Here is a 12,537-nt window from a genome sequence, read left to right as displayed (position 1 = left end):
TTTAATTGACCAACCGCTCTAAATAGCGCTCAATCAGCAGGACTGCCACAATGTCATCTACGGGACGGGGGATGCGACGGAGAGCCTGGGGAATTAGACTATCCAACCCCTTCGGAGGATACATTTTCCAGTAGCGATCGCGTGCCTCCAGGGTACTATAGCGCTCATCTACCAGGATAATTCGCAGAGGATCGGGCAATTCACTATTGAGCTTGTGTTTCCACTCTTTAGCGGTGGTTTGATCCCCCATCACCATCATCGTAATGGGGAACTTTTGCCGCAGTGCCTCAATCGTGGCGATCGCGGATTCAGTCGTCACAACCTCGTGATATTGCAAAGTACGGTCAACCCCCATCACCGCCAGACCGCACTTACGGCGACCGGGGTCAAATCCTAGAATGACAGGCTGATCAGACGTGGAGGAAGGACTAGAGAGCATGGGATCACGGTTGATTCAATGAGTTCACAGTTGAAACAGCGGCTCAATTTACGGTACCCGTCGAGGGTGTTGCGGTCCGAAATAAAACCTCCCCATCCTGAACTGCAATTAACTCTATCCTGAGAGGACCCGAAACGTAAGTAACCTCGGATGCAACCGCTTTTAGTTCCACCATCTGGTTATATTGCTTCAGTTGTGAAATGAAGATGATGAGATCTTGAATCCGCCCAATTTCTACCGAATCCGTCAAAATTCCCAGGCTACGGGCACGAAAATTGGCGGCAGCAATCAGCAAGTTAATTCGCTGCTGAATTTGTTCATCCGTCATTCTAGAAGGATCAACAGAAGTTGCCGCAACCACATCTCCCGCCAGGAAGATTGATCGGTTAGGAACGGCATCTGCAAATACCTGAATGGGGGTTTCTCCAACCAAATAATTGGCAGCCGAAAACACTCTAATCACATAATCTTTGCCATCGTTAATCCGGTTGATCAGTTGCTCCACTTCAGGGTTCGTAATTTGAATGATTTGTCCATTGGTGCCCGGTCGTGCCAGACGAATGGCGGCTCGGTTCGCTTCATTCAAAAGCTGGTCTACAACCTGTTTGGCTGTTGTTGTCGATGAAACTCGGACTAAGGCGGAAGCAAGAACCTGCCCGCGCTGAACGGCGACGTTGCCCTGGCGCAAACCCTGACGTTCTAGCTCTAGCTCCTGGATTTCTCTAGCAAGGAACGTTTGCTGCGCTTCTAGTTTTTGAACCTGCTTCTCCTTGTCTAGCACCTCCCCTTCTTTCTGGGCAATTAATTGGTTTTTTTCGACCTCCAGTTGATTAATCTCAGTTCGCAGTTGGTTTTGAGTCCGGACTAACTCTGCTTCTGTACGTGCCCTTTCTGTCTGGGCACGACTGCGCTCTGCGATCGCTGTCCTCACCGCCCGATCGGCTTCAACTAATTGTTGTTTACTGTCAGCCAGTTGCTTCTGTGCCGATGCCCGGTCAGCCTGTGCCCTGGTAAGTTCTGACTCTGCCTGGTTTTTTTGAACCTGGGTGTTATACAGCTCACCGCGAAGTCGCCTCAACGTTCTCTGAATGGCATCCAACTCAAACAGCCCTGTACGCAGGTATTCACTGGTTGCAAACAAGATGCCTAACGTGGAGGCGGCAATCACAGTACCCGTGAGAATGGTTACTAACGTCGCCGTCTTCCGGGGACGCAGGTTAAACAGACTGAGGCGAGCTTTGCCAATACGACTTCCCAGGCGATCGCCCACAGTGGCAATGACCCCGCCTAGCAGCAACACCGCCAAAATCAAGATGTACCCAGTGGACATTCACACTCCCGAATTGCCTGCACTCCCCAATAGCCTTGCACACACCACACAAAACCACCTACAGCCTACCCCAGGGTTTCTCAAAAAAACTACCATCTGCCCCCGGACCAGGCTTATCGCTGGTGGTAGATCAACCTATGCCCTAAATGGTATGATAGAAAACGCAATGGCGAGCGTAGCCAAGTGGTTAAGGCAGCGGATTGTGGTTCCGCCACTCGGGGGTTCGAGTCCCCTCGTTCGCCCTCCATTTATGTAGAGTGACTATTTAAGTGTCATTGGTGACAAATTGGTGTCATCGGGGCACATTTTTCGTTATGAAGACAAATTAATGTCGTGGAGTTAGTAAGTGGGTCAGTGCAATTTAGCTCATAAAAGTCAATTTTTGTAAAGTTGGCTCCAAACTTGCTTAGGCTGACGAATGTGCCATCGTCATAATTCAGGTATTCCTCAAAGGTCATGGGTTTAATGGCGATCGACATTGGGTTCACCTCTTACTCACTGACCTCAGATGCTCCAGCCGCAAACACATTGGTGAGAGATAGCTGCAAATTGGGGAAGGTTGAAGAGATGATGGGTTCCCCTGCCTGGAATCGTTTAACCTCATACTCACCTTCTACGAGGGTATAAACTGAAAAGGTCGGTTGTTTAGGATAGCCAATGTGCAACCGCCCTCCCAAACCCAGGTAATCTATAACCCAATATTCAGGAATTCCCAGTGCCTCGTAGTCCCGCAGCTTGGTCAGGTAGTCGTCCTGCCAGTTGGTACTCACCACCTCCACAACCAGACGCACCGAGGCACCTGATGTGATGATCGACTCCGTTGCCCAACGGGGTTCATTGTTTACAGCTTGCCGGTCTAAAACAATCACATCCGGTTCATAGCCTGACTCGCCATCAATGGAACGCACAATGCACTCCCTGGGAAGAAAGTACGGCAGCTTCAGCCGTGTTATTTCAACAAACAAGGAACCATTCAAAAAGCCTGCAATCTCAGAATGTTTCCCTTTTGGTTTTGGCATTTCAACAATCACACCCTCGTGGAGTTCATATCGCTGTTCAGAATTTTCCGGATACCAGGCGATGAACTCTTCAAAACTGACTCGGTGGGAAACTGCTTGCACCATTGCGATCGCCTCATTGCCAGGGCAAGAAAGCCCGTATGCCGACTGTTTCTATCAATTTTACAGCTTCCCAAACCGAAAGGTCTGTTGCCCAGACAGGCATTGCATCTGCCAAATTTTCCTGGCTTAAATGCCACTCCTAACCACTTCCAGGTTCAATTCTAGAACAGCATCCGATCGCTCCGTCAGAATAAATACCCCTGGGGTTGTCGGTTGTTGGGAGGCAAATGAATTGTTGTCAGGGGCATGTTCAACGCAGTGGATGAGCCAGCGATCGCCCCCCTGCCCTGGAACATTCTCAATCCTGTCTACCTCAACGCGGTAACCTCCCGTTGCCTGGGAAGCTGTCCTTATCTCAATCACCATAGAACGAGTGAAGTCAACCTCTGGAGCGGGAAGAGGCAAGAAATTTAAGTCTCGCTGAGGGCTGTTTTGCCAGAAATCTGTCCAGGTTTTCAAGTCACGAAATACCCGTAGCTTTGGGAATGACTCGGATTGGTGTGACAGCAATGGATTATCCAGCATCAAAGGTTCAAACGTAATGGATGAGTTCATGGTGATCACTGGCTAAAGAACAAATAGATCAAAGAAGCTCCCCCACCCCGAAGTGGAATAGGGGAGAGGGCGAAATTGTTAAACTGCACCTGCGCCGATCGCCAGAGCACGCCGCACGGCAGCATCCGCATTGACAAAACCGTGACCGTAGGTGCGATCGTAACCACGCGCACCCAGGTCATAGGCGGTTTCCGACAGAATGGTTTGCACCTGATGGGCAGTCAGATTGGGATTCGCACTCCAGACGAGGGAAGCAACACCCGTTACGTTGGGAGTTGCCGCAGAGGTGCCATTGAATTGAGTATTGTAGCCAAAGGAAACCCCATTCAACATTGCCGTTGCACTGGTTGCCGCGACCTCTGACGGTCCCATCAGGGTCAGCCCATTTCCGTAATTTGAACCCCACCAGCCGGGATAGGTAATTCGGGTTCCCGGTGCTTTCGGAACTCCATTGACATCGCTATTGCCCCAGGATGCACCCACCGCCATCACATTGGAGTAAAGTTGGGCAAGGGAAGCGGGATAGGAAATACCACTGACATCTTCATTCCCAGAGGCAATCACAAACAGTACATTCGGATTGGTTGCTACCACCCGTTCCAAGGCGGGGTGATAGCCAGTTCGACCCTGGGAATTGGGAATTCCTAAACTCATATTGATAACTAAGCGATCGCCCCGGCGGTTTGCCTCGTCAATCATGGATTGGCTCGCCTCTGCCAGATCCAGATCTCGGCGATCGCCCCCCAACACGTCCGCATTCAGCACATCTGAGTTCCAGTTAATTCCACTCATGCCGATTCCATTGTTACTGGCAGCCGCAATGATTCCTTGTACAGCCGTACCGTGAGATGAAGACCCCAAACCCGACTCAAAATCATCAATGAAATTGTCACCCATCACAAAGGTGTTTCGTCGCAGATCGGGATGTCCGAACCCATTTCGATCAACGCCTAATCCAGAATCTTGAACACCAATAATGACTTGTTCAGAACCCGTGGTAAAGCGCCAGGCATTATGAACTCCCATCATGTGTAAGTTCCACTGGGAGCTAAAACCAGGGTCATTGGGAGTCGTAGACAGATTGAGAATGCCATCGGCAAAGCGAATTCTGTCAACTCCCTCCATCAGGATCTGGTTACCATTGCTAAATTGAAGCACATCAAATACTCGCGTTCCATTACCAGGGTTGAACAAAACCCCACCTCCCCTTGCAGTTGCAAAGCTTCTAGCCACTGCGGTTGAAAAATAATCGGACAAATCCAGTTCATCCCTTCCTCCTGCTCCAAATTGCACGTTGCCGTTCCCTGAATAAACGTTGTAACGAATGGTTGGGTCATAGGTAAAGGTATCTGCACTCAAGGTTCCACCCACAACTTGCAAGATTGGAGCGGTCTGTCCGTTCATCAATTCGCTAATATCGAGGTTCAGAATCGATGCAGGCAGGATGGTTTCTGTGGAAGAATGGAGCAGCCAGGATTGGGTTTGACCAGTGAGGTTGTCGTACCAGGACAGGCTATTCTGCCCCGTGATATCGAACGAGATTGCATTGTCTGGAGCCAAAAGGGTTCCATTTGAGTTCTCAATTGAGGTAAAGAGGGGGTTGGGAGCGAGCAGATTATCCGCATCACTCGTTAAAACATGGCTGCTGTGCTTCCCAAATCGGCAGGTGGAAATTGGCTCGGATAGCTCACAGGAAGAAAGCAAGGAGCCTGAGGAATGGTTAATTGGCAGTCCTTCAGTTTTGGAGTACCCAATAGAACTTTTGCAGGCACCGAGTAGTTCGCTACCAAATTTGTACATGATGAATTCCTGTTGAAATTAACGACTAAACAGCAGCGCGCTCTGCTGTAGTGTCATAACTCCAGGAGTTGAAAAACATATGCAGAAGATTTACAGCCATTTTCATTTGTGTATGCCACACCGATCCAGTGTTTCCCAAGGATCTAACGGCATCACCTGTGTGGCACCCGTCTGAAAACCGCTGTAACTGCGGTTTTTGGAAAATCAATCCAAAAATTGCCTTGAGGAGTTAATGATTAACTCACGTTGTATATCTTTCTGTTGCTGTGGAGTTACATAAGTTGTAGGATGCGCGTTGTCGCCTCATGCAACGCACTCTCCAGATATTGCTGATCAATCAGCTTCAATAGAGTCAACTCCTCCTCTGATGGTGCTTAGGGGCGATGGTAAAAGCTAGAACGGGCAATGCCCAGCAGTTGACATTGGCGCACCACACTCAGTTGCGGGTGGTCAGGCACTACCAGGGCTTTTCGCTCTTCAGTCCCAACTGTGCTGACCTGCTGGCTAAAAAATCCCGTTCTACCTTCAATTGCCCAATCTGCCGATACAACTCATTGATTTGAGCTTGCTGGCTCTCATCGGCTTTCGTCGGTTCGCTCCCCTTCTCAAACAGGCTACTGGCTTCCTCTAACACCTGCCGTTTCCAGTTGTTGATCATGGTTGGATGCACTTCGTACTGGCTAGCCAACTCCGAGACGGTTTTCTCACCTCGAATGGTTTCCAGAGCAACTTTAGCTTTGAATTGAGAGCTGTATTGCTTACGTTTGTTACTCATGAACTACTCCTATCATCTTTTGAGTCTTTCAGAGCTTAACCCCCTGTCCAATTTTTGGGGACCACCTCAGAGAACAGGATTGATTCTGTTTAAAAGCCAAAGTTTTGTGTGTGGAGGCTGACATTCCGGGGTTTGAGGGTCAAGGATGGAGTTTTAAGTGGGAATACTGAGGCGTGGCTTCTAAAGCTTTGTCTTCCTGTTCACTCTGCTATTACTGGTTAGTTGCCTCATGCCGTCTACACCCGAAAGTCTCCAGAAATTTGTCCGATATTGCCAGCAGCATCTTAAAGGCGATGAGAAAGGAGAATCACAAAACTTTCTCGATCGCTTCTTTCAGGCATTTGGGCATGAAGGGGCGATCGAAGCGGGGGCAACGCTAGAGCAACGGGTCAAAAAGGGCAGTAAAAAGGGTAATACGGGTTTTGCCGATCTTGCCTGGAAGCCGCATTTGCTGATTGAGATGAAGAAGCGGGGTGAAGACCTCAACAGGCACTACGCCCAAGCGGTCACCTACTGGATGCAGTTGCAGTGCCCCAGCTATGTGATGCTGTGCAACTTTGATGAGTTCTGGATTTATGACTTTCGTAAACAGTCGGAAGAACCAATCGAGAAGGTTCCGTTAGAACGGTTGCCCCAACGAGCGGGAGCGTTTACGTTCATGAACCCAGAGTTGGATCGTCCCCCTGTGTTCAATAACAATCTGGTAGCGGTGACGGAGAAAGCCGCCGGACGGATGGGCGAATTGTTGACGATGTTGACCCAGCGAAAGCGCGATGCCGTTGATCCCAAGACAGCTCAGCGGTTTGTGCTCCAATGCGTGTTGGCGATGTTTGCAGAAGATCGGAAATTGTTACCAGAGGATCTGTTTATTGGCATGGTGCGCGAGTGTCTCGATCGCACCCGTCAGGGCAAACCCTCGAACACCTACGATATTTTAGGGAACTTGTTTCAGGAGATGAATCGACCGGGCATGACTCCGGCAGGACGCTATCAGGGGGTGGAGTATTTCAACGGTGGATTGTTTCGAGAGGTGCATCCCCTGGAGCTAACTCAGAAAGAATTGGAACTGTTGGAAGCTGCTGCATCCCAGGACTGGAAAGCGGTGCGTCCGTCGATTTTTGGCAATATCTTTGAGTCAGCGATCGGCAAAAGCAACAGCACCGAACGCCATGCCCACGGCATTCATTTCACCTCAGAAGAAGATATTCTCAAGATCGTTCGCCCTACGATCACGCGCTATTGGGAAGAGAAGATCGCCAACGCGACGACATTGGAGGAACTCTCTACCTTGCAGACGGAGTTGCGTAATTACAAAGTGCTTGATCCGGCATGTGGGTCGGGCAACTTCCTCTACATGGCGTATCTAGAGCTAAAACGGTTGGAGCGGGTGCTGCAAGACAAGGTTGATGCCCGACGGCGATCGGAAAGTGGGCAGGGGCAGATGAGCATTGGCTTTGTCACGCCGCAGCAGTTCTATGGCATGGATACGAATGCGTTTGCGGTGGAGTTGGCGCGAGTGACGCTGATGATTGCCCGAAAGGTGGCGATCGACCTGTGCGATATTCATGATCAGCCTGCTTTGCCGTTGGATACGCTGGATGAAAATATTGTCTGCAAAGATGCGCTGTTTACGGAGTGGATGAAGGCAGACGCGATTATTGGAAATCCACCATTCTTGGGTGGAAAGCATATGCGGATCAATCTCAGTGATGAGTATATCGATCGGGTGTTTGCCCGTTTCCCAGATGTCAAAGATTCGGTTGATTTTTGTGCCTATTGGTTTCGGCTAGCCCATGACCACATTGGTGAGAAGGGTCGTGCGGGATTGGTTGGCACGAACTCAATTAGCCAAGGAAAAAGCCGGACTGCTGCATTGGATTATGTCGTGCAAAATGGTGGCGTTATTTATGATGCAGTTTCGACGCAGGTTTGGTCAGGTGAGGCAAATGTTCACGTCAGTATTGTGAATTGGGTTAAAGTGCCCTCACCCCTAGCCCCTCTCCCGACTGGAGAGGGGGACAAGAAAGATCGGCTCCGACTCCCTTCTCCTTCAGGGAGAAGGGTTGGGGATGAGGGGGATTGGGATAAAGATATTTCGGACTTGGCAGGACGAACCCGACAGATTCCACGGGAGCTATTACAACGCGCAAAAGAACTAAGAAAGAATCAAACATCCCCAGAAAATATACTGTGGGAATGTTTGCGCGATCGCCGTCTTCTAAACGCCAAGTTTCGCAGGCAACACAACCTCAGCCAGTTCATTGCAGATTTCTATTGCCATGCCGCCCGTTTGGTCATTGAGTTAGATGGCGGTATTCATGAGTCACGCCAAGTTGAAGATGCCGATCGCGACCAGTGGATGCAAGCAAATGGCTTTAATGTTCTGCGCTTTCGGAATGATGAGGTTTTGGAAATGATTGATCAGGTTTTGGGGGCGATCGCGGAAATTTTGGAACCCTCACCCCTAGCCCCTCTCCCAGCGGGAGAGGGGGACAAGAAGACGAGTCGTTTCCGGCTCCCTTCTCCCTCAGGGAGAAGGGTTGGGGATGAGGGTAAACCCACAGCCACACCACCAACCATGCTCTGCTACCTCGACAATCAACCCGTCCCCTACATCAATTCATCCTTAAAAGCGGCGATCGATGTTTCCCAAGCCGTTCGTCTCAAAGCTAATCTCAATCAATGCTTTCAGGGTGTCATTCCAGTTGGTAAGGGGTTCATTGTTGATGAACAACAGGTTAATCAGTGGATTAAAGCTGACTCCAAAAATCAAGAAGTTCTCAAGCTTTTTTCAATGGGTGCTAATTTAGCTCAAAACCCCAATGGATTGCCTGAACGCTGGATTATTGACTTTAGTAATATGCCAGTTGAGGATGCTGGTGATTATAAGTTGCCTTTTGAACACGTAAAACTCAACGTGAAACCGGAGCGTGAACAAAATCGTGAAGCAGTGATGCGCGAAAAATGGTGGAGATTTAAGCGCACTAATGAAGCTATGAGAAAAGCACTGGCTCCACTTTCTCAATGTTTTGCAGTACCTAGAGTCTCTAAATGGGCTATCTTCATCCCCTTCCCATTTAGATGGTTACCTGGCGATCTTAATGCTGTGGTTGCATCCGATGATTTCTACATTCTTGGTATTCTCACCTCAAATGTTCATCGAACATGGGTAAAAGCACAAAGTTCTACGCTGAAGGGTGATACCCGCTACACTCACAACACCTGCTTTGAAACCTTTCCCTTTCCCCAAACGATCCCCCCTGCCCCCCTTCACAAAGGGGGTGGCGATAGCCGGGGGGATCTCATCACCGCCATCCGCGCCACCGCCCAAGAACTCCACGACTACCGCAGCGCCCAAATGGAGAAAAAACAGTGGGGTATCACCAAACTCTACAACGAATACTTCCACGAACCCACCAGCCAACTCTTCAAACTCCACGCCAAACTCGATCAACTGGTGCTGCAAGCCTACGGCTTTAACCCAGACGATGATTTGCTGGAAAAACTGTTGGCGTTAAACTTAGAATTAGCAGAGAAAGAAAAGCGGGGAGAGGCGATTGTAGGTCCCTGGGCACCACAATAAACTATCAACTGCGCCCCAAATTAATTCGTCTCCACTTTGTCAGAGATGAGGTTATCGCCTCATGAAGCTCCCACGGATCTTCACGACAGCTAACTCGCTCAAGCCCTTAGCAAATTTGGCTATGAGGTGAGTCGTAATAGCCAAGCAATCTAGTCCACAATTCCGCGAATCTTGACAGCATCATCTTGCAGTTGCACGTCCTGGATGCCAACCCGTTCCAGGGGGATTTGCTGATCGATGCGTTCCTGTAAGCTGGCTTCTGAGACACCCAATTGACGGGCCACATCGGCAACAGAGAGTCTGACATTGCCAATCCGAAGGCGGGTGCCATCCAGCTTTAGCTGTCCGTTGGCGATCGCTGGGGTTCCCTCAACTCCTACATACACATCCCGATCTGAAAGTCCTGGAAAGGCTTTCACCAACTGCATAAGCGCGTCCTGCTCTGTTTGGCTGAGGGTATGGGTCGGCAAATTTGCCAGGTTAATCACTGCGCCGCTCTCAATCTTGCCCTCGGCAATCTGGGTACTGATCCGTTTCACCGCAGGCGTGAGATTTTGAGAATCGGCAACCCGTGCAACTTGTGATGCAAACAGAGCGTTGAGTTCTGCCCCGTTTAGTTCCACTTCTGCACTCCCATCTGGGGCTGGTTGAACGCTGGAGAGTTTGGCATCAACCGTCTGCTCTGCCTGTTGAATGGCTGCCCGATCGCTCAGGTCAATACTATTGGCAGCCACCGCGCGATCGCTATACCAGTCTGGGAGTCGGGTTGCCTGGTACCAAAAGTAAAGCGGACCACTAACTAGCCCAAGTGAGATACAGGCAAGGATGATCCAAAAGGTCTTCTTCATGGGGTAAGGGGAGGAGGGAGGCTGGCTAGTACTACATGGGATTTTAGGAAATTCCAGAATGTTGTAGCAGGGGGTAGGGGGTTAGGGCTAAGCACTTGCCTATTAAACGGACAAAGTCGAGCTTATCGACAGTGGAACATCCGCACCAGGCAAACCTCTAATCAGCCCCTTAGGAATGGAAATAAATAAAGTGGAGTTTTTGCGGGAGGGGTTTAGCAATGCTCAACCCGTACAACCCAGAAAATGTTCAAGTTATTTAATTCGGGTTTCTTAGGGATATGCCTGCAAATAAAATCCCAGTTTGAAGGGGGTGGATGGGTGGATGAGTAGGGGGATGTTATTTCCCAGCCAGTCCCTTACTTGTCTATATAGAGTTCCTGAATGAGTTGCATATCCCAGTAGGATGCCTCAACCTTATGACCATCTGGATCGCGGACAAAGCAACCATAGTAGGGGTCGCCGTAATCGGGTCTGGGACCCGGAGCGCCATCATCTATACCGCCAGCCGCTAAGGCAGCTTCGTGGAAGGCATGAACGGCTTCTTTGGTTGGGGCAATGAATCCGATATGGGTCCCATTTCCAACGGTTGCGGGCTTGCCATTGATCGGTGTCTGCACCCAAAATTCTGGATACTGCTTTCCATAGGCAATCGCATCTGGGTGTTCCATAATCCGCTTGCAACCCAATGCTGGTAGAACAGCATCATAAAATGCGATCGCCCGTTCAAAATCGTTGGTGCCAATTGAAATATGCGAGAGAATGCTGGGGCTATCATCCATTGGATCAATCCTCCAAATCCTATCTGCTATGCTGCCTCAACATAGCCTTTTTGTCGAATCGGAATTTGGATGACAAACTCGGTTCCCTGACCAGGAGTTGAAAAGCATTCCAGGGTGCCCCTGTGTTTTTCTGCAACAATTTGGTAACTAATGGACATTCCCATGCCGGTGCCCTTGCCAACGGGTTTGGTGGTGAAAAAAGGATCAAATATTCGTCGTTGAATGTTTTCAGGAATGCCGGGTCCATTATCTGCGATCGCAATTTGGATGTAATCGGTCCCCAGAATTTTGGTACGGATGCGAATACGGGGTGCAGGGTACGGAGTATGAGGTTCTGGCTTTTGAGTAGATTCCCATTCCGATACCCGGTTCCCAGTTCCCGGTTTTCCACAGCCCAGCCCCTCCTCCAGAGCATCAATCGCATTTACCAATATATTCATTAACACCTGATTAAGCTGTCCAGCGTAGCATTCCACCCGTGGCAAATTACCATATTCCCTAATGAGGTGAATCTCAGCATGATCAGACTTTGCCTTAAGCCGGTTTTGCAGAATCATGAGCGTGCTTTCAATCCCTTCGTGGATATCCACTGCTTTCATTTCCGCTTCGTCCATGCGGGAAAAGTTGCGTAATGACATGACAATTTTTTGAATCCGTTCTGCTCCGACACGCATAGATACCAGCAGTTTGGGCAAATCTTCCATCAAAAAATCAATTTCAATGGCTTCTGCTTCTGCTGCAATCTCTGGAACTGGATGGGGATAATGCTGTTGATATAGCTGAAGCAGGTGCATAAATTCCTGGGTATATTGTGCAGCATGGGAAAGATTGCCATAGATGAAATTAACTGGATTGTTGATTTCATGGGCAACGCCAGCCACTAGCTGACCCAGGCTTGCCATCTTTTCACTTTGAACAATTTTTGACTGGTTCTGGCGCAACTGTCGCAGCGTCTCGCTAAATTGCTGCGCCTGAGCTGCTGAGGCTTCCATCAAGGCATGGTTTTTTGCCTCGCTTTCGGCTAGTTTCTCCTCCAGGTGCCTGGACTGGATCTCAATTTGCTGACTGTGGGCGATCGCCTGCTGAAGCTGGGTTTGCTTCACCGCCAGTTCTTGCGCCAGTCCTTGTACAAGGCTCTGCCAGCAGTCGTCGCGTCCTTCCTGCATCTGCTGGCACACTACCATATCCAGGGCAGAGGGAAAGCCCTGCTCATTTCCGTTTTCTTGGATGGAAACCATTGTTAACACCTCTTAAACTCTTAACCGTCAAAGCCTGGAACTGAACCCAAGAAGTTTTTGGATAGGCTT

10 protein-coding genes and 1 tRNA gene are annotated in these 12,537 nt (G+C 49.6%); 2 read left to right on the top strand and 9 right to left on the bottom strand.

Annotation, left to right across the window (positions count from 1 at the left end):
- Position 1: 1 nt before the first annotated feature.
- Positions 2–439, bottom strand: coding sequence for a pre-16S rRNA-processing nuclease YqgF (locus AC1S52_RS34050; RefSeq protein WP_482033494.1), 438 nt, complete (start codon positions 437–439; stop codon positions 2–4).
- Positions 440–482: 43 nt separating this feature from the next.
- Positions 483–1,769, bottom strand: coding sequence for a DUF3084 domain-containing protein (locus tag AC1S52_RS34045; RefSeq protein ID WP_482033493.1), 1,287 nt, complete (start codon positions 1,767–1,769; stop codon positions 483–485).
- Between the two features lie 169 nt (positions 1,770–1,938).
- Between AC1S52_RS34045 and AC1S52_RS34040 the strand changes: the two genes are divergently transcribed.
- Positions 1,939–2,011: transfer RNA gene (locus AC1S52_RS34040), tRNA-His, on the top strand.
- Between the two features lie 249 nt (positions 2,012–2,260).
- Here AC1S52_RS34040 and AC1S52_RS34035 read toward each other — a convergent pair.
- The 4 genes from AC1S52_RS34035 to AC1S52_RS34020 all read right to left on the bottom strand — a co-directional run bounded on the left by AC1S52_RS34035 (position 2,261) and on the right by AC1S52_RS34020 (position 6,020).
- Positions 2,261–2,893: a Uma2 family endonuclease gene (locus AC1S52_RS34035; RefSeq protein ID WP_482033492.1), complete on the bottom strand. Its 633-nt coding sequence runs from the start codon at positions 2,891–2,893 to the stop codon at positions 2,261–2,263.
- A 123-nt stretch (positions 2,894–3,016) separates the two neighbouring features.
- A complete protein-coding gene (locus tag AC1S52_RS34030; RefSeq protein ID WP_482033491.1) occupies positions 3,017–3,445 on the bottom strand; it encodes a protease complex subunit PrcB family protein in 429 nt (142 codons plus the stop codon).
- Between the two features lie 78 nt (positions 3,446–3,523).
- Complete coding sequence (locus AC1S52_RS34025) at positions 3,524–5,245, bottom strand: S8 family serine peptidase (protein ID WP_482033490.1); 1,722 nt, start codon at positions 5,243–5,245, stop codon at positions 3,524–3,526.
- A gap of 457 nt (positions 5,246–5,702) precedes the next feature.
- Positions 5,703–6,020 carry a transposase gene (locus tag AC1S52_RS34020; protein ID WP_482033489.1) on the bottom strand — a complete coding sequence of 106 codons (318 nt, stop codon included), beginning with the start codon at positions 6,018–6,020 and terminating at the stop codon, positions 5,703–5,705.
- Positions 6,021–6,249: 229 nt separating this feature from the next.
- Between AC1S52_RS34020 and AC1S52_RS34015 the strand changes: the two genes are divergently transcribed.
- Positions 6,250–9,603, top strand: coding sequence for a DNA methyltransferase (locus tag AC1S52_RS34015; RefSeq protein ID WP_482033488.1), 3,354 nt, complete (start codon positions 6,250–6,252; stop codon positions 9,601–9,603).
- A 149-nt stretch (positions 9,604–9,752) separates the two neighbouring features.
- On the opposite strand, the gene AC1S52_RS34010 is transcribed toward AC1S52_RS34015, so the two are convergent.
- The 3 genes from AC1S52_RS34010 to AC1S52_RS34000 all read right to left on the bottom strand — a co-directional run bounded on the left by AC1S52_RS34010 (position 9,753) and on the right by AC1S52_RS34000 (position 12,468).
- Positions 9,753–10,451: a hypothetical protein gene (locus AC1S52_RS34010; RefSeq protein WP_482033487.1), complete on the bottom strand. Its 699-nt coding sequence runs from the start codon at positions 10,449–10,451 to the stop codon at positions 9,753–9,755.
- A gap of 356 nt (positions 10,452–10,807) precedes the next feature.
- Positions 10,808–11,230, bottom strand: a complete 423-nt coding sequence (locus tag AC1S52_RS34005; protein ID WP_482033486.1) for a VOC family protein — start codon at positions 11,228–11,230, stop codon at positions 10,808–10,810.
- A 26-nt stretch (positions 11,231–11,256) separates the two neighbouring features.
- A complete protein-coding gene (locus tag AC1S52_RS34000) occupies positions 11,257–12,468 on the bottom strand; it encodes a sensor histidine kinase (protein ID WP_482033485.1) in 1,212 nt (403 codons plus the stop codon).
- Positions 12,469–12,537 lie beyond the last annotated feature (69 nt).

It is taken from the genome of Kovacikia sp. CALU 1929 (genome assembly GCF_056784235.1).
Note: the sequence above shows the minus strand (reverse complement) of the source record. Positions and strands in the feature narration are given on the sequence as shown.